General features: G+C 66.6%; 12 protein-coding genes. 7 read left to right on the forward strand and 5 right to left on the reverse strand.

The window, feature by feature from the left end:
• Window positions 1-10: 10 nt before the first annotated feature.
• Genes bchL through bchF form a run of 5 tightly spaced genes read right to left on the reverse strand, consistent with a single transcriptional unit; the run spans window position 11 to window position 8,065 of the window.
• Window positions 11-916, reverse strand: coding sequence for a ferredoxin:protochlorophyllide reductase (ATP-dependent) iron-sulfur ATP-binding protein (gene bchL / locus AAF184_00840; protein ID MEO0420852.1), 906 nt, complete (start codon window positions 914-916; stop codon window positions 11-13).
• Entirely contained in the window at window positions 913-4,671 is a 3,759-nt protein-coding gene (locus AAF184_00845) for a magnesium chelatase subunit H (GenBank protein MEO0420853.1), read from the reverse strand. Before AAF184_00845 ends, bchL begins: the two co-directional genes overlap by 4 nt.
• Window positions 4,646-6,238 (reverse strand): ferredoxin:protochlorophyllide reductase (ATP-dependent) subunit B, encoded by a 1,593-nt coding sequence (gene bchB, locus AAF184_00850; protein MEO0420854.1) that lies wholly within the window; start codon window positions 6,236-6,238, stop codon window positions 4,646-4,648. Before bchB ends, AAF184_00845 begins: the two co-directional genes overlap by 26 nt.
• A 19-nt stretch (window positions 6,239-6,257) precedes the next feature.
• Window positions 6,258-7,523 carry a ferredoxin:protochlorophyllide reductase (ATP-dependent) subunit N gene (locus AAF184_00855; GenBank protein ID MEO0420855.1) on the reverse strand — a complete coding sequence of 422 codons (1,266 nt, stop codon included), beginning with the start codon at window positions 7,521-7,523 and terminating at the stop codon, window positions 6,258-6,260.
• Between the two features lie 17 nt (window positions 7,524-7,540).
• Complete coding sequence (gene bchF / locus AAF184_00860; GenBank protein ID MEO0420856.1) at window positions 7,541-8,065, reverse strand: 2-vinyl bacteriochlorophyllide hydratase; 525 nt, start codon at window positions 8,063-8,065, stop codon at window positions 7,541-7,543.
• Between the two features lie 464 nt (window positions 8,066-8,529).
• Here bchF and AAF184_00865 point away from each other — a divergent pair, with 464 nt between their 5' ends.
• From AAF184_00865 to AAF184_00895, 7 genes are all read left to right on the forward strand, one after another.
• On the forward strand, window positions 8,530-9,195 hold the full coding sequence (locus AAF184_00865) for a cobalamin B12-binding domain-containing protein (protein MEO0420857.1): 666 nt from the start codon (window positions 8,530-8,532) through the stop codon (window positions 9,193-9,195).
• A 63-nt stretch (window positions 9,196-9,258) separates the two neighbouring features.
• Complete coding sequence (ppsR, locus tag AAF184_00870; GenBank protein MEO0420858.1) at window positions 9,259-10,707, forward strand: transcriptional regulator PpsR; 1,449 nt, start codon at window positions 9,259-9,261, stop codon at window positions 10,705-10,707.
• Window positions 10,708-10,801: 94 nt separating this feature from the next.
• Window positions 10,802-11,731, forward strand: coding sequence for a chlorophyll synthase ChlG (chlG, locus tag AAF184_00875; protein ID MEO0420859.1), 930 nt, complete (start codon window positions 10,802-10,804; stop codon window positions 11,729-11,731).
• Between the two features lie 2 nt (window positions 11,732-11,733).
• A complete protein-coding gene (locus AAF184_00880) occupies window positions 11,734-13,125 on the forward strand; it encodes a BCD family MFS transporter (GenBank protein ID MEO0420860.1) in 1,392 nt (463 codons plus the stop codon).
• Window positions 13,126-13,152: 27 nt separating this feature from the next.
• Window positions 13,153-14,361, forward strand: coding sequence for a geranylgeranyl diphosphate reductase (locus AAF184_00885; GenBank protein MEO0420861.1), 1,209 nt, complete (start codon window positions 13,153-13,155; stop codon window positions 14,359-14,361).
• Between the two features lie 200 nt (window positions 14,362-14,561).
• On the forward strand, window positions 14,562-17,222 hold the full coding sequence (locus AAF184_00890; GenBank protein ID MEO0420862.1) for a M14 family zinc carboxypeptidase: 2,661 nt from the start codon (window positions 14,562-14,564) through the stop codon (window positions 17,220-17,222).
• 54 nt (window positions 17,223-17,276) lie between these two features.
• Window positions 17,277-18,314, forward strand: coding sequence for a glycosyltransferase family 9 protein (locus AAF184_00895; protein MEO0420863.1), 1,038 nt, complete (start codon window positions 17,277-17,279; stop codon window positions 18,312-18,314).
• Window positions 18,315-18,443: the final 129 nt, after the last annotated feature.

The following is an 18,443-nucleotide window of genomic DNA, read 5'->3' on the forward strand; positions in this document are numbered from 1 at the left end:
ACCCCTAGCTTCAATCGAAACCCAGGAAGTCAAACAGCTCGCGATCCTTCATCGGCACCGCCGACACCGGATCCAAGCCGTCCCACAGGTTCTGCGCCAAACGCAGGTATTCGGTCTGCACCGCTTCGAGTTCAGCCGTTGGCTCCAGCTCGAACAAGGTCGATTTCTTCAGGCGACTGCGGCGAATCACATCGAGGTCGGGAAAGTGGGCCACGCGTTGCAGACCCACCGCCTCGTTGAAGCGGTCGATCTCATCCGTGGCGGAGCTGCGGTTGGCGATCACGCCGCCCACGCGCACCTTGTAGTTCTTCGACTTCGCCTGGATCGCCGCCACGATGCGGTTCATCGCGAAGATGGAATCGAAGTCGTTGGCGGTGACGATCAGCGCGCGATCGGCGTGCTGCAGCGGCGCGGCGAAGCCACCGCATACCACGTCACCGAGCACGTCGAAGATCACCACGTCGGTGTCTTCCAGGAGGTGGTGCTCCTTGAGCAGCTTCACCGTCTGCCCCACCACGTAGCCACCGCAGCCCGTGCCGGCCGGCGGTCCGCCCGCCTCCACGCACATCACCCCGTTGTAGCCCTCGTAGACGAAGTCATCGAGTTCCAGCTCCTCGGGGTGGAAATCCACCGATTCGAGGACGTCGATAACTGTAGGCACCAAGCTCTTGGTGAGCGTAAAGGTGGAGTCATGCTTTGGATCGCAGCCGATCTGCACCACCCGCTTGCCGAGCTTCGAGAAGGCGACGGACAAGTTCGAGGACGTAGTGCTCTTGCCGATGCCCCCCTTGCCGTAAACGGCGAACACCTTGGCCGCACCGATGCGCATGTTCGGATCCTGCTGGACCTGAACGCTGCCCTCGCCGTCCGGCGGTCGGCGCGTTTCAACTTTGACGGGAATACTATCGAGACTCATGCGGCTGCTACCCCTTCGGCCGTTACACCCTCGAGGCGATCCTCGAGTTCCTCGCCGGCGCGCCGCAGCGCCTCCAGCGTTTCTTCATCCGGCGACCAATAGTCGCGCTCGTGCGCCTCGAGAAGGCGATTCGCCACCTTCAGGGAGGCGGCGGGATTGAGCTCGGCGAGGCGCTTGCGCATCTCATCGTCGAGCACAAAGGTTTCCGAGAGCCGATCGTAGACCCACGGCGCCACCTGCCCCGTGGTGGCCGACCAGCCCAGCGTGTTGGTGATGGACGCTTCGATCTGGCGCACACCTTCGTAGCCGTGCTTGAGCATGCCCTCGTACCACTTCGGGTTGAGCATGCGCGTGCGCGCCTCGAGCGCGACCTGTTCGTTCAGGGTGCGCACGACGGACTTGCCGCAGGTCTGATCGCCGATGTAGACAGGCACCTCGTCGCCGCGCTCGCGCAGCACAGCGCGGCCGATACCGCCGAGCGTGTCGAAGTAGTGGTCGACGGTGGTGACCCCTAACTCGACGGACTCCAGGTTTTGGTAGGCCAGCTCGACGTTGCCGAGTACGCCCGCGAGCAACGCCGACTGCTTCACCGGCTTGCCGCCGACTCCGTAGGCGAAGCACTTGCGCTGGGCGTAGGCGTCGGCCAACTCGTCCTCCTCGTCCCAGCAGCTCGAATCGATCATCTGATTGACGTTCGAGCCGTAGGCGCCGTCCGCGTTGGAGAACACGCGCAGCGCCGCCGTCTCCAGATCTCCCCCGTGCTCGCGCTGCCAGGCTAGGGCGTTGGCGCGCACGTAGTTGGCCTCCAGGGGCTCGTCCTCCGCGCTCGCAGCGAGGTAGGCCGCCTCGGCTAACATGCTCGTTTGCAGCGGCAGCAGATCGCGGAAGATCCCCGACAGGGTCATCACCACATCGATGCGGGGCCGGCGAAGCTCCTCCAGGGGAATCAGAGCGGCGCCGCACAGACGCCCGTAGCTGTCGAAGCGAGGCGTCGCCCCCATCAGCGCCAGCGCCTGGGCCAGGGGTCCGCCTTCGTTCTTGATGTTGTCCGTGCCCCACAGCACGATGGCGATCGACTTCGGCAGGGCGCCGGTTTCCTGCTGGTGCCGCGCGAGCAGTTGCGCCGCTTGACCGGCACCGTCGCGCACAGCGAAGGCACTCGGGATGCGGAAGGGGTCAAAGCCGTGCAGGTTGCGACCGGTCGGCAGAATATCCGGCGTACGGATCAGATCACCGCCCGGCGCCGGTGCCACGAAGCCCCCGTCCAGGGCGTGGACGATCGCGTCCAACTCCGGATCGCCGCTCAGCTGACTATTGATCCTGACCAAGTGCACGTAGGCCTGAGCACGTTCCTCGCGCGCTTCTTCCGACAAGGTCTGCAGTTCCTCGTCGACCGCCATCGCCGCCTCGGCATCGCCGCCGCAAGTCAGGGTCTCCAGCGCTTCGAGCGGCGGCGTGAATCCGTGTGTCGCATCCGCCACCGCAGCGAGCCAGTCCACTCGCTCAGCAGCAGTCGGGTCCGCCCCCACCACGTGCATGCCGTGGGGGATCAGCGTGTACTCGAGTTCGAGCATGCGCCCCGCTAGCGTATCGATATGCTCCGCTGGCGCCTCCCACGCGGGCGCTTCCTCCGCGAGATCCAGGGCAGCCGCCTGAGCTTGGATGAGCGCCGGCAAATCCTCGCGCCCAACGCGTTCGTCCGGCGCCAGAGACCGCCAAGTGTCGACGGACTCGCGCAGGTCCAGCAGCCCTTGATAGAGGCCGGCATGCTGAACGGGAGGCGTCAGGTAGCTCACTAGCGTGGCAGCGGCACGGCGCTTGGCGATCGTGCCCTCCGAGGGGTTGTTCGCCGCGTACAGGTAGAAGTTAGGCAGGGCGCCGAGCAGGCGCTCGGGCCAGCACTGATCCGACATCCCCGTTTGCTTCCCGGGCATGAATTCGAGTGCACCGTGGGTGCCGAAGTGCAGGCAGGCGTGCGCTGCGAAGTCTTCGCGCAGGTAGCGGTAGAACGCGGCGAAGGCGTGGGTGGGTGCGAAACCGCCCTCGAAGAGCAGGCGCATGGGATCGCCTTCGTAACCGAAGGCCGGCTGCACGGCGACGGCCACGTTGCCGAAGCGAGCGCCGAGCACGAACAGGGAGCGACCGTCCGTTTGGTGCTTACCGGGTGCGGTACCCCATTGGGATTCGATCTCGTCGAGCCAGGGTTCGCGACGCACGTGATCGTCGACGCTCACGTGGTCGAGCACATTGGCGTCCGTCCCAAACCGGGTGCGGTTGCCTTCGATGACCGCGTTGCGCAGCGTGTCCACGCTATCGGGCACTTCGACCTCGTACCCGGCCTTCTTCAGGCGTGCCAACGTGGCGTGCAGCGACTCGAAGACGGACAGGTAGGCCGCCGTGCCGACGCTGCCACCGTTGGGCGGGAAGTTGAACAGGACGATGGCCACGCGCCGCTGCGCACGCTCGGTGCGCCGTAGCGCCACCATACGCGCCACGCGATCGGCGAGGCGTTCGGCACGCTCAGGGTGCACTGACATAGCCCGGTCACGGCCACCCTCGAGTTCGCGACGCCCACCGAACAGCATCGGCGAGGTCGCGCCGTCGAGCTCCGGTATCGCCACCATCATCGTGGCCTCGACGGGCTGCAAGCCCCGCGCCGACGATTCCCACTGATCGAGTGTCTGGAACTCCACCGGATGGCAGGCTATGTAGGGCACGTCGAGGCGACCGAGAATCTTCGCCGCCGCGTCTGCGTCGTTATAGGCGGGCCCGCCGACCAGGGAGAACCCGGTGAGCGAGACGACCGTATCCACCGTCGAATTACCTTGGGGATCGAGGAAGAACTGCTCGATCGCCGGACGCGCATCCAGGCCGCTTGCGAAGGCCGGCACCACGCGCAGCCCCTTAGCTTCCAAGGCCTCGATTACGCCGTCGTAGTGATCTGCGTTGCCAGCCAACACGTAGGATCGCAACACCAGCAACCCGACCGTGCCGCGGGGCGAGTCGGGAGACGGCAGCGCCCCGCCATCCTCCCCCATACGGCCCTTCAACCGTGGGTGGTAGACGCCCACGTCGGGGTAGTGCACCGGTGCTTCCGACTTCACCTTCCCGCGCAATTTGCGATGGGCGCCGTCGGCGTAACGTCCGACCAGAAAGCGCACCATCTCCACGACGTTGTCGTTGGAGCCCGCCAGCCAATACTGCAGGGTGAGGAAGTAGGCGCGAACGTCCTGGGCCGTGCCTGGGATGAAACGCAGGATCGCCGGCAGACGGCGCAGCATGCTCATCTGCGACGCCCCGGCTGAGGAGTTGTTAGCCGTCTTCTTAGGCTTGAGTTTCTTCAGTAACGCCATGGGGCCCTTCGCGGAGCCGTCCATGGTGAAGCGCCCCATGCGGGTGAGCTTAGTCACCTCGCCCGCCGCCATCGAACACACCATCGCTGCACACTCGTCGCGGCGCGCCTTCAACTGGGGCAGCACGGCCTGGATGTGTTCCTCCAGGAAGAGCATGTTGACGACGAGGATGTCGGCGCTCGCAATGTCTTCATGGCAGCGTGCCAGTGCTTCTGAGTCGTCGCCCCATTCAGCCGCGCAGTGCATACGCAGAGTGATGTTCAGGCCTTCCCGCACGAAGCACTCGCGCGCGTGCTCGACGGCCCCGCCCAGATGACTGTCCAGGGTCACGATCACGAAGCGCAAGGGGGGCTGCCCCTTGGCTGTCGCTTTCGTTTTAGCGGCCGAAGTGCGCTTTGGCATCGTAGAGCGTCTCGACAGTGATGGTGGCTACGCCGTGCTCGCGTGCGAAGCGCTCCGTATTGCGACGCGCCTTACCGCGCACGAAGAAGGGGATCTTCTTCAGTTCACGCTCCGCGTCCTGGGCCCAGCCGAGTGCGATGTCCGCCGGCATATCCGAGGGAGGCTCGTCCAGGGCCGACGAGGGCGGCGATTCGCTCGCGACTTCCGGCCGCTGCCCGCTGCCCAGATGGGAGGCGACGGCGCCATCGTGGAACTCGAAGTCTTCCCGGAACATCGTGAGCAGATGCTCCTCCAGCCCCATTACCAGGGGGTGCACCCAACTGTCGAAGATGACGTTGGCGCCCTCCCAGCCCATCTGCGGCGAATACCGCGCGGGGAAGTCCTGCACATGCACGGGCGCGGAGATCACCGCGCACCCCACGCCCAGGCGCTTGGCCATATGGCGCTCCATCTGCGTGCCCAGCACGAGCTCGGGTTGCAGCTCGGTGACGTGCCGCTCCACCTCCAAGTAGTCGTCGGTGATCAATGGCTCGAGCCCCAGCGGCTTGGCCGCCGCGCGGACCATGCGCGCCTGCTCTCGGCTGTAGGTGCCGATGCCCACCACCTCGAAGGCCAGCTCTTCCGTCGCGATGCGGGCGGCGGCGGCCACGTGGGTGGCGTCACCGAAGATGAACACTCGCTTGCCCGTCAGGTAGGTCGAATCGACGCTGCGCGAATACCAGGGAAGACGCGAGGGATCGCCGGCGAGCGCTGCGCTCACGTCGATATCCAACACGGCCCCCAACTCCGCCAGAAAATCGCGCGTGGCGCCGACGCCGATCGGCACCGTGTGTACCGCCGGTTGGCCGAAGGTGCGCTCCAGCCACTTCACCAGCGTGCCAGACACCTCCGGGTAGAGACTGATGTTCGCATCGGCCTCGGGAAGGCGAGCGAGATCTTCGGGGGCGGCGCCGAGCGGGGCCACCACGTTGACATCCACCCCCGCGCTCGCCAGCAAACGCGTCACCTCGACCACGTCGTCGCGGCAGCGGAAGCCGAGGGAGGTAGGTCCCAACAGGTTGACCTTGGGGCGCTGGCCCTCCGGTCGGGCCGGTCGGCTTGCGGTCGTGCCCGGTGCCGGCATCTGGCCCGCCAGCATCGTTCGCGCCAACTTGTAGAAAGTCTCCGCGGCGCCCCAGTTCTCCTTACGCGAGTAGGCGGGCAGCTCGAGCGGGACCAGGGGCACGTTGAGCGTCATGCCCTCGGCGAGGGCGCCGGGCTGATCCTGGATCAGCTCCGCCGTGCAAGACTCACCCACGAGCATGGCTTGTGGCTTAAAGCGCTCGTTAGCTTCCTCGAGCGTGCGAATGAACAGCCCGGCGGTGTCGCCGCCGAGATCACGCGCCTGGAAGGTGGTGTAGGTAACCGGCGGGCGCGAGTCGCGCCGCTCGATCATCGTGAACAGCAGATCCGCGTAGGTGTCACCCTGCGGCGCATGCAGCACGTAGTGCAGATCCCGCATCGAGGTGGCGATGCGCATAGCCCCAACGTGTGGTGGGCCTTCGTATGTCCAGACCGTCAATTCCATGGCTCGACGCCGTCGGTCCTCAGACCGCGAGGCGCTCCTTTCGCAACAGGGGCCGTGCGAACAACTCCGCCAGGTCAGCTGCCTGATCGAAGCCGTGAACCGGCGAAAAAACGAGTTCGATGGACCACTTGGTACGCAACCCCTCGGCTTCGAGGGGATTGGCCAGGCCAAGGCCACATACGGTCAGGTCGGGTCGATCAGCACGCACCCGATCGAGCTGATCGTCCACGTGCTGCCCCTCCACCAGACGAACACCGGCGGGAAGCTGGGGGAGTTCCGCCGCGAGCAAGCCACGATCGAGGAACGGCACACCGATCTCGCCGAGCTCCATGCCGCACTCGCGATGGAGGAACCTCGCCAGGGGAATCTCCAGCTGAGAGTCCGGCAGGAAACTGACACGCTGCCCCTTCAGCGTGCTCGCATAGCGCGCCAGCGCTTGGCGGGCACGGCGCACGGGCGCCTCGGTGACCTGCGCCAGGCGCTCCTCGGTGCAGCCGAACACCTCGCCCGCCGCACGCAGCCAGGCGAGCGTGCCCTCGACGCCGAAGGGATAGGGCGCCGAGAGATGACGCGCGCCCCGTGCCTCCAGCGCACGGGCCGTTTCGTTCAAGAACGGCTGCGCCAGCAAAAAGGGAGTACCGGGTGCAATCGCGGGCATCTCAGAGGAACGTCGTGCCGGCAGGAACCGCACGGGCCCGACGTCCATCGCATCGAACTGCCGCTGGAACTGGTCTTCCACAATGTCCGGCAAGCTACCCACGACCAGCAGCGAATGAGCCGCCGTCGGATCCTCCGGGAGATGCTCCACCAGCGCCTTCAGGCACTGATCTTCACCCTGGGTGAAGGTGGTCTCGATACCGCTGCCCGAGTAGCTCAGCACGCGCACCCGACCAGTGTGCGCTGCCGTTAGGCGTTCGGCCGCCTTGGCCAGATCGAGCTTGATCACCTCGGACGGGCAGGAGCCCACGAGAAACAGGGTGCGGATATCCGGTCGGCGCGCGAGCAACTCACCGGCGATGCGATCGAGCTCGTCGTTGCAGTCGGCCATACCGGCGAGATCCCGATCCTGCAGGATCGCTGTGCCGAAACGCGGCTCGGCGAAGATCATCACTCCCGCCGCCGACTGGATCAGGTGGGCGCAGGTGCGAGAGCCCACCACGAGAAAGAAGGCATCCTGAATCTTGCGGTGGAGCCAGATGATGCCTGTGAGACCGCAGAACACCTCGCGCTGACCACGTTCACGCAAAACCGGCAGGTCATCGCAGCCCAGATCTTGCTGCAGCACATGCTCTTGTACGTCGCTCACTTGCCCGCTCCATAGGCCAAAGAGCCGGTCGGCGGCGCAGGCGCGACGGGCGCCATCCGCGCCTGGCGAAGCTTGAGCACGAACTGCACCGCGTTGACCACGTAGGTGGCGTAGGCGATGAGCGCGAGCAGCATCTGCCCGACGGGACCGAGCGCGCCGGTAAACACGGCGATCAGGTAAGCCGTGTGCGTGCCGATCACCAGCATGCTCACGACGTCTTCCCAGAAGAACGGCCCGGCGAAGAGGTACTGCCCGAAGACATCACGCTCCCAGAGGGCACCGGTGACCATGATGGTGTAGAGCACCAAGGTCTTGATCACCACCGAGGCCGTGGCGAGCGCGAAGCCCTCCCCGCCCACCAGGTAGCGGATCACGAGCACTACGCTCACCAGGAACACGAGGAACTGAAGCGGGGCCAGAATGGCCTGCACCATCGTCCACGGCGACGCATCACGCCGCGTTCGCTGCTCTGCGGTATACAGCGCCGGCTGCGCGGGTGTTGTCGGCAGGCTTCGCTGCATCGGCCTCTCCACACTATAAGCAAGGCCAATCTAGTCCTCGGACCCGCTGAGTGTCAACTCAGGTAGACACAAAGTTTCGTACCATCAGCTTGACAATTATGGGACAGAAAGCGCTAAGTACGATCGCTCAAGGTGGTCGTCGCACGGACGCGCAGAAGCCGCGATCGTGACGCGGCCGACTCCACTCACATCCACCTTCCTGATGGGCAGGCGTTTTTCGGTTGGTAGGGACGAGGTGAAACATGCCTGTCTGTTCGCAACGGGCGGTTGACGCTACGCAGCATGACGACCGCCGCACAGCCGGCGCTCCCCAACCAGCGTGCTCCGGGAAGGAAAGATCCTACGGCGACGAGCTCGGCGGGCTGATCGCCACTATCGAGAGCGAGGTGATCCCCCGCTTGCTGCTCTCAAGACCTGAACAACAGTTAGTCAGCCAGGCACTGCCCGAGCCGCCGGGAGTGCGAGTGTCGCCCGCCTGCGTGGACGCCCTTGTCGACGCCTTATTGCGGGATGAGGCGGTGGAGCCGCTGATCGACGCCCACCTGGCCCAAGACACGCCGGTGGAAGACATCTATACGCAGCTGCTGGCCGGCGCCGCGCGCGAGCTCGGCGAACGCTGGGAGCGGGACGGCGCGAGCTTCGCCGACGTCACCGTCGCGGTCGGCCGCCTGCAGCAACTGCTGCGTGAGCTGAGCTACGACTTTCTCGGCGCCACTCGCTACCCGCACCCTCGCCGCAGCATCCTGCTGGCCCCGTGCCCGGGCGAGCAGCACCTGTTCGGCACGCTGATGGTGTGCGAGTACTTCCGCCGCGCCGGATGGGAGGTGGCCACCCTCCCAGGCGCAGAGCTCGATGAGCTCGCCACCACGGTCGCCAACGATTGGTTCGCCGTGGTTGGCCTATCTGCTGGCTCCACCCGCCAGCTCGACTCGCTCGCCGCCACCATCCGCGCCATCAGGCGTGCGTCAGTCAATCGCGCGATCGGCATCATGGCCGGCGGCCCAGCCTTCATCCATCGACCAGAACTCGTCGCTCGCGTGGGCGCTGATGCGGGCGCGGAAAAGGCCCAGGATGCGCCTGCGCGCGCCGAGCAACTGCTTGGATTGCTCGCCGCCGATTGCCGCGCCTGACGGCTCCATTAGAATGCGCACCTTTTTGCTGGTTCACACTGGGACTTAGGGAAGGCATCACGCGTGAAGTCATTTAGGACTCCACAAGAATTCCTCGCCGCTGTGCACGTCGATGCCACGGCAAACCTGCTTGCCGCGGCAGCAGATCTCGCGATCGTGCTGGGCGCCGACGGCGTGGTCGAAGATCTAGCGGTGAGTGACGCGGATCTTGAGGAGCTCGGCGTAGAAGGGTGGATCGGCAAGCGTCTGGAGGACACGGTCTCCGCTGATACCCGCCCCAAGGTGCCGGAGTTGCTTGCGCAAGCACCGGCCGATGCCCCGAGCGCCTGGCGACAGCTCAACCACACCGCCCGCAGCCGCGACAGCGCGGACGTTCCGGTCAACTACGCCGCTCAACGCCTCGGCGACGGCGGTCAGATCATCCTGATCGGTCGCAACTTGGGTGCCATCTCGAAGTTGCAACAGCGCCTGGTCGAAGCCCAGCAGACCCTCGAACGCGACTACTCACGCATTCGCATGGCGGAGACCCGCTACCGATTGCTGTTTCAAACCACCGGCGAAGCGGTGCTGATCGTTGACGCGAACACCGAGAAGGTGCTCGAGGCCAACCCCGCCACCCGCGAGTTACTCGGCGATGCAGGGCGCGGAATCGTCGGCCGACGCTTGCTGGAGTGCTTCGAGGCGGGCGCCGCCCAGACGATCGGCACAATGCTATCGACCATCCGCGGTGCCGGGCGGGCGAGCGAGGTCACGGTCGGCACGGGCGAAGGCGAAGCCGCCTTACTGGTCGGTGCGTCCATGTTCCGGCAAGACGCCAACCCGTGCTTCCTGGTGCGAATCACCCTGCCGGAGCGACGCGAGGGCGGTGCTCAGGGCGAAGGGCCATCACGGTTCCTGAGCTTGATCGACCGAGCGCCCGAGGCGTTCGTGGTGACCGACCACGACACCCACATCCAGGCCGCGAACCCGGCCTTCGCCGATCTCGCCCAGTTAGCATCGGTGGACCAGGCCAGCGGTAAGCCCCTGGAGACATGGCTGGGACGGCCGGGCGTGGACACCAACGTGCTGCTCTCCCACCTGCGCCAGCACGGCAGCGTGCGCCATTACGAGACCAATCTGCGGCCGGAGATCGGCCCGCCGGTCACCGTGGAGCTGTCAGCCGTGACCGTTTCCAACGGTGAGGCCTCCGCCAGCTACGGCTTCACGATCCGCCACACGGTGCGCCCCCAGGCCAGCAACGGCGACAGCCGCGCCCTGCCGCGCTCCGTCGAGCAGCTGACCGAGTTGGTGGGCCGCGTGCCGCTCAAGGAACTCGTCCGCGAGACGACGGACGTGATCGAGCGCCTGTGCATCGAGGCGGCGCTCGAACTCACCGAGGACAATCGCGCCTCCGCCGCCGAGATGCTGGGCCTCAGCCGCCAGAGCCTGTACGTGAAGCTGCGCCGCTACGGTCTGGGTGACCTGGCGAGCGATTCCGACGGCGAGAGCCCACCCCCCGCCGGGGACAGCTGACCGCAGCGCAACGTCAATCCAAGGCGACAGCGACACCCCCGGATAGCTGTAAGCTTTAATTGACACTGAGCCCTGACGCGACTACCTTGGCGCCATGGCTACCAACGCTCCCCAAGCCTCCACGGGTGCCGCCGCGGCAGCCGGGACACCGCTTCCTCAATTCAGTGCCGTGGTGGAGCTGTTCAAGCCCATCACCTGGTTCCCGCCCATGTGGGCGTTCACCTGCGGCATCGTCTCCACCGGCCTGTCCGCTGATGGTCGCCTGCTGATCATCGCGGCCGGCGTGTTGCTGGCCGGCCCCATGGTCTGCGCCACCAGCCAGGCGGTGAACGACTGGTTCGACCGCCACGTCGACGCCATCAACCAGCCCGAGCGCCCGATTCCTTCCGGTCGCATTCCCGGGCGCTGGGGGCTCTACATCGCCATCGCCTGGACCGGTGCCTCGCTGGCCGTGGCCACCTTGCTCGGCCCCTGGGGCTTCAGCGCCGCCGTCTTCGGCCTGGTCCTGGCCTGGATCTACAGCGCACCGCCCCTGCGCCTGAAGCAGAACGGCTGGTGGGGCAACACCGCCGTCGCGCTCTGCTACGAGGGGCTGCCTTGGTACACCGGCGCTGCCGTCATGGCGGCGACAGCGCCCGACGGGCGCATCATCACCTTGGCCCTGCTCTACAGCTTCGGTGCCCACGGGATCATGACCCTGAACGACTTCAAGTCCGTGGACGGCGATACGCAGATGGGTCTGCGCTCCCTCCCCGTGCAACTCGGCGTAGAGCGCGCGGCGCGCCTCGCGTGCGTGGTCATGGTGCTGCCGCAGCTCGTGGTGATCCCCCTGCTCTGGTCCTGGGGGCAACCCATCCACGCCCTGATCGTCCTTGGCCTGCTGCTAACGCAACTCGCGCTCATGGCCAAGCTGCTGCGCCAGCCCCGTGAGCTCGCCCCCTGGTACAACGCCACTGGCATCACCCTCTATGTTCTCGGCATGCTGGTGAGCGCCTTCGCCCTACGCGCCCTCGCAGGAGGCTAGCCGTGCAAGGCTCATCTCGTCTCGGTTGGTTCGGCATCTTTCGCCTAGGCCTGGTGCAGGCCTCCCTCGGCGCCATCGTGGTGCTGGACACGTCGGTGATCAATCGCGTTATGCAGGTTGAGCTCGCCCTGCCGGCGATGCTGCCCGGCGTACTGATCGGCATCCATTACGCGGTGCAGATGATGCGCCCACGTATGGGCTATGGGTCTGACCTGGGCGGTCGCCACACCCCGTGGATCCTGGGCGGCATGGCGGTGCTGGCCTCGGGTGGCGTGCTCGCCGCCGTGGCCACCGCGCTCGCCGCCACCCACCTCATCGCCGGCATCGCGCTGGCGATGCTTGCCTTCGTCGCGATCGGTCTCGGCGTGGGCGCCTGTGGTACGGTCCTGCTGGTGCTCATGGCGAAGCGGGTGCCCGAAGGTCGACGCTCGGCGGCGGCCACGATGATCTGGATCATGATGATCGCGGGCTTCATCATTTCCACCGCCGTGGCCGGGCAGATGCTCGATCCCTTCTCCCTGCAGCGCCTCATCGAGGTGACCGCCTGGATCGGTGGCGGGGCCATGCTGATGACGCTGATCGCCATGTTCCGCCTGGAAGCGTCGTGCGCGGCACCTACAGAAAACGATAGGGGAGCACAGGCGCAAGAAGCACCGGCCTTCGGTCGCGCGATTCGCCAGATCTGGGACGAACCTCAAGCGCGCCTGTTTACGATCTTCGTCTTCGTCTCGATGCTCGCCTACGGCGCACAAGACCTGATCCTCGAACCCTTCGCCGGCGTGGTGTTCGGCATGACGCCTGGCGAATCGACCTTGCTGTCGAGCACCCAGAACAAGGGCGTGCTCCTCGGCATGCTGCTCATCGGTATCGTCTGCAGTTCCCTGGTGGGCGGCCGCCTCGGCTCCGTACGGGCGTGGACCGTCGGCGGCTGCCTCGCATCCGCCCTGACGCTGGCCTTGCTCTCCATTGGAGGCTCCGTGGGCACCGAGTGGCCCCTGGAGGCCAACGTCTTCGCCCTCGGGCTCGCCAACGGCGTCTACGCGGTGGCGGCGATCACCTCCATGATGCAACTGGCGGGCGCCGGACGAGCTCGCCGAGAAGGCGTTCGCATGGGCCTGTGGGGCGCCTCCCAGGCCATCGCCATGGGCCTAGGCATGTTCCTCGGCACGGTCGCCGTGGACGTGGTGCGTGGCATCTTCGGATCGCCCCTCGGCGCCTTCGCCAGCGTCTTCGCTGCCCAGGCCGTCATCTTCCTGGCCGCTGCCGCCCTGGCCGCGCGTATCGGCCAGCCCGCTCCCGCCCGCGCCAGCGCCGTCGAGCGCTCGGTCCCCAGCAGTAGTGGCGGCGGCGGTCATCCCTCTCTCAGCGCGCCGTCCGATCGGCACGTGATTTGATTTCGACGGCGAAGGAGACTCTCAGGTATGAGCCGCGCGATGGACATCTATGATGCAGTGGTGGTTGGCGGTGGACCCGCCGGTGCGACCGCCGCTGACGTGCTAGCGAGAAACGGTCGCTCCGTATTGCTCCTCGACAAGGCGGGCCGTATCAAGCCTTGCGGCGGCGCCATCCCACCGCGCCTGATCCGCGACTTCGCGATCCCCGATCACATCCTCAAGGCTAAGGTGCAATCCGCGCGCATGGTCTCACCGTCGAACAACCTGGTGGACATGCCCATCAGCGACGGCTACGTCGGCATGGTCGACCGCGACGAGTTCGATGAGTGGCTGCGGCAACGGGCCGCCGACAACGGTGCCGAACGCCGCACCGGCGCCTTCGAGCACTTCGATCGCGACAGCGACGGCACGCTGCAGATCCACTACAAGGCACGCCACGGCGGCGCCGGCGAAGTGGGCACGGTGAAAGCCCGCATGCTGATTGGGGCGGACGGCGCCCGCTCGGAGGTGGGACGGCAGGGTGTGCCCGGCGCCGGCAAGATCCCCTTCGTGTACGCCTACCACGAGATAATCGAGTCCCCGCCCCCGGCCGAGACCACCGCTCACTTCGACCCGGCGCGCTGCGACGTCTACTACCAGGGCGATGTATCACCGGACTTCTACGGCTGGGTGTTCCCCCACGGCCACACCACGAGCGTGGGCACGGGCACGGCCATGAAGGGTCAACACTCTTTGCGCAACGCCGTCGGCGAGCTGCGCGATCGTGCCGGCCTGCGCGATGCACCCACCGTGCGCCGCGAAGGCGCGCCGATCCCCATGAAGCCCCTGAAGCGCTGGGACAACGGCAACGACATCATCCTGGCCGGCGATGCGGCGGGGCTGGTGGCGCCGGCTTCCGGTGAGGGTATCTACTACGCCATGCTCGGCGGCCAGGTGGTGGCCGAAGCGGTGGAGCTAGCGCTGGCTAACAGTGATGCTCGTCTCCTTCGGACCGCCCGGCAACGCTTCATGAAGTCCCACGGCCAAGTGTTCTGGATCCTCGGCATCATGCAGCACTTCTGGTATCGCAACGACAAGCGCCGCGAACGCTTCGTCAAGATCTGCGAAGACCGCGACGTGCAGCGCCTGACCTGGGATGCCTACATGAACAAGGAACTCGGCAAGCCCGACCACGCGGCCCACGCCCGGATCTTCTTCAAGGACCTCGCCCACCTGCTCGGATTCGCCAAGGCGTAGTTCCTTCGCACCACGGCGCCTCGCCCGGGCTCACCCCCGGGCGCAGGGCCGAAGGCGCAACACCCCCAGCAGCGTCGCCGCGGCGCGTCATTCGCGCAGCTGAGCGGCCACGCAAAGCCTCCCCGGATCGCGTACCATCCAAGCGGAACGAGCCCTCGACGTAAGGGCTCGCGTTACGCAAAAAGATCCGGGGGTTCCCCATGCACTATCGCCTACTGCTCGCGGCGGTTGCCCTGCTCGCACCGCTATTCGCCACGGCGCACACGCTCGCCGTCGACGGCGATGATCCCATCATCGTCACCGCTTACTTCGAAGACCGTACGCAGGTGGAGGCTTTGGCCGCCGACTACGTGCCCTGGCGGGTGGTCCACGAGAAGGGTTACCTCACGATCGGCGTCGACGCCAAGGGCTTGGAGCGCCTGGAAGCGCTCGGTTTCCGCGTTGAGCTCGACGAACGCGCCACGGCGCGCCTGCGCAACCAACAGACGCGGCTCGCCCTCACTCCCAGCCCACAGGGCAACATCCCGGGATTCGTCTGCTACCGAACGGTGGAGGAAACCCTCTCCAGCGCCGCGGCGATCGCTGAGAACTTCCCGGACCTCGCCGAGTGGACGCCGATCGGCGAGAGCTGGGAACGCGAGACGGGCCAAGGCGGCTTCGAGGTGAGCGTGCTACGCCTCACCAACGAGAACATCCCGGGACCCAAGCCCAAGCTGTTCGCGATGAGCGCCATTCACGCGCGCGAGTACGCCACCGCCGAACTGAACACGCGCTTCGCTGAGTACCTCATCGACAGCTACGGCGTGGACGCGGACGCCACCTGGCTCCTCGACGCACACGAAATCCACCTCGTGCTCCAGGCCAACCCGGACGGGCGCAAGCAGGCGGAGACGGGCCTGGTCTGGCGCAAGAACACCAACCAGAACTACTGCAGCCCCACCTCCACGGCCCGGGGCGCAGATCTGAACCGCAACTTCGAGTTCCTGTGGGGCTGTTGCGGCGGCTCCAGCGGCAACCAGTGCAACGAAACCTATCGAGGCCCTACGCCGAGCTCGGAACCTGAGACGCAGAACATCCAGAACTACCTGCGCACGATCTTCCCCGACCAGCGTGGCGATGACATCGGCGATGCAGCACCCGCCGATGCCAGCGGCGTGTTCCTCGACATCCACAGCTTCAGCGAACTCGTCCTGTGGCCGTGGGGCTGGGGCAACGCCGATGCGCCGAACGGCCAGGCCTTGACCACCCTCGGGCGCAAGCTGGCCTTCTTCAATGGCTATGAGCCCGATCAGGCAACGGGCCTGTACATCACCGACGGCACGACGATCGATTTCGCCTACGGCGAGCTCGGCCTCGCGGCCTACGTGTACGAGCTCGGCACAGAGTTCTTCCAGGAGTGCGGCGTATTCGAGAACACGATCCTGCCGGACAACCTGCAGTCGCTGCTCTACGCAGCGAAGACGGCGCGTGCGCCCTACCTGCTGCCGGCCGGCCCCGAGGTGATCGAGGTGACCGTGGCTCAAGCGGTGGTCGAACCTGGTCAGCCTGTCGACGTATCGGCGTCTATGAGCGATGGCCGCTACAACAACAGCAACGGCCGTGAACCCACCCAGAACATCGCCGCGGCGCGCGCCTACGTCGACGTCGCCCCCTGGGAAGCCGGCGCCACACCAATTGCGCTCGGCGCCCTGGACGGCAGCTTCGATGAGGTGACTGAGGACGTGAACGGACTGCTCCCGACCGGCGGTCTGGCGGACGGCCGACACATCGTCTACGTGGAGGGCGAAGACGCCGCCGGCAACCGCGGCGTGGTCACCGCGGCGTTCTTCTACGTGCTGGACCCGGCCAACGCCGCCAGCCTGGCAGGCAGCGTCACCGCCGCCGACTCAGGGCTCCCCCTCGAGGCCACCATCAGCACGGATGGCTTCAGTGCAGACACCTTGGGCGGTAACTACGATCTGGCCCTGCCGGCTGGCGACTACACCGTCTCGGTCAGCACCGTGAGCGATGACTACGCGGACCCCGCACCGGTGGACGTCAGCCTCGCGGGCGGTCAAACGCAACAGCTCGACTTCGTGCTCGAGCCGTTCTGCACCGTCTTCTCGGACGATGTGGAGGGCGGCAACGTGGGCTGGACCCCGGACGGGCGCTGGGCCATCAGCCCCGAGCTTGCCAACAGCCCGGCCAACGCCTGGTCCGACAGCCCTGGCGGCGACTACAGCTCGAACCGCAGCGACTCACTCACCTCACCGGTGTTCAACCTGAGCGCCTACGACGACGTCCGCCTCAGCTGGAGCCAGGTGTGCGACACGGAAGCCACCTATGACTTCTGCTATGTCGAGGTGAGCACCGACGGCAGCACCTGGAGCACGCTCGCGAGCTTCGACGGCACGGCCAACAGCTTCTCCCAGCAGCAGCTGGACCTGCCGCAGCTGGCGGGCGCCAGCCAGGCCCAGTTCCGCTTCCGCATCGACACGGACGGCTTCGTCAGCGCCGATGGCTGGCACGTCGACGATGTGCTCCTGCGTGCGGCCGGCGCGGGCTGCGACACGGACGACACGGACAGCGACGGCGTGCCGGATGCGCAGGACAACTGCACCTTGGTGGCCAACGCCGATCAGCGCGATACCGACGGCGACGGCTTCGGCAATGTGTGTGATGCGGATCTGAACAACAACAACATCGTCAACTTCCAGGACTTCCAGATCTTCCGTCCCCGCTTCAACAGCAACGATGAGGACGCGGACTTCGACGGCGACGGCGTCGTCGACCTGGACGACTTCTTCATCCTGCGCGACAGCTTCGGTCAGCCCCCGGGGCCGGCCGGCGACCTCGCGGACGGTGGCGTGATAGGCGACTGACGAGAAGCAACCACAGGCGGGACGCTCGGGCATCGGGCGTCCCGCTCAGCCATCGTGTCGTCCTCCCCACCCATAATCCTCATCATTCGCCTGAGCGCGATTGGTGACATCGTCTTCACCACCGCCCTTCTCCCCGCCCTGCGCCAGCGCTGGCCCGACGCTAAGATCACCTGGCTAACCACACCGATCGGCCAGGAGTTGCTCCACGAGCACCCCCTCATCGACGAGGTACTGGTGCTGCCGAAGGGCGTTCGTAGCGGGCCTTCGTTCGCCGGCCTGGCAGAGGGTTGGCGCTTCGCGAAGGCCTTGCGGGCGCGTGGATTCACCCTGGCGATCGACGCCCAGGGCTTGCTGAAAAGCGCGCTGTGGACCGTTCTAAGCGGCGCCCCTCGCCGGGTCGGACTACGCCCACGAGAGGGGGCGCAGCTGCTCTACACGCAGAGCGTCTCAGGGCGGATGGACGAGCAGCCCGATCGCCCCTCGCGCGAGTATCGCCACCTCGCCCAGGCCCTCGGCCTCGACGTAGCGGACTTCCCCATGTCCCTCGCCGCCAGGGACGCTGATGCTCAGGCAGCGGCCGAGCGTCTTGGGCTCGCGAAGCCAATCTTCCTGCTTCCCTTCACCACCCGCCCCCAGAAGCACTGGTTCGACGACTACTGGGCGGCACTGGCCACCCAACTGCAGGCGGCGCACAGCGGCCATCCGATCTGGCTCCTAGGCGGCCCCGGCGATCTCGACCACGCGCAGCGCATCGCCGCCGCCACCGAGGGGCAGATCACGGTGGTGGCCGGCCCCGACAGCCACCTCGGGGAGAAGATCGCCCTGCTGGCGCGCGGTGCCCTGAGCATCGGCGTCGACACGGGCCTCACCCACATGAGCATCGCCCTGGGGCGACCCACCCTCGCCCTGTTCGGCTCCACGTGCCCCTACGTGCGCACGGACCCGGCACCGGGCACGGTGCTCTACGACCACCTCGACTGCTCGCCCTGCCGCCGCCATCCCACCTGCGGCGGGGCGTTCACCTGCATGCGTGAGCACACCCCCGAGCGCGTGCTCGGCGCGGCGCGAGCGCTGCTCGAGGCCGAACGCTAGCCCGACGCCCCCGGCGTCGCTGCGCGCAAGCAGGGCGCGCTTGCGAGGTTCTCAAGAAACGTCGGTCGTGCATCGGGCGATGATGAAAGACTGGTCACCTTCGACCCGTATACTCGCCTCGGACCTAAT

The organism is Pseudomonadota bacterium (assembly GCA_039815145.1).
Lineage (GTDB): Bacteria > Pseudomonadota > Gammaproteobacteria > Steroidobacterales > JBCBZW01 > JBCBZW01.

What these genes read in the sequence shown, in the direction of transcription:
- bchL (MEO0420852.1), bottom strand. Translation starts at nt 916, where the DNA reads ATGAGTCTCGATAGTATTCCCGTCAAAGTTGAAACGCGCCGACCGCCG.
- AAF184_00845 (MEO0420853.1), bottom strand. Translation starts at nt 4,671, where the DNA reads ATGCCAAAGCGCACTTCGGCCGCTAAAACGAAAGCGACAGCCAAGGGG.
- bchB (MEO0420854.1), bottom strand. Translation starts at nt 6,238, where the DNA reads ATGGAATTGACGGTCTGGACATACGAAGGCCCACCACACGTTGGGGCT.
- bchF (MEO0420856.1), bottom strand. Translation starts at nt 8,065, where the DNA reads ATGCAGCGAAGCCTGCCGACAACACCCGCGCAGCCGGCGCTGTATACC.
- chlG (MEO0420859.1), top strand. Translation starts at nt 10,802, where the DNA reads ATGGCTACCAACGCTCCCCAAGCCTCCACGGGTGCCGCCGCGGCAGCC.
- AAF184_00885 (MEO0420861.1), top strand. Translation starts at nt 13,153, where the DNA reads ATGAGCCGCGCGATGGACATCTATGATGCAGTGGTGGTTGGCGGTGGA.
- AAF184_00890 (MEO0420862.1), top strand. Translation starts at nt 14,562, where the DNA reads ATGCACTATCGCCTACTGCTCGCGGCGGTTGCCCTGCTCGCACCGCTA.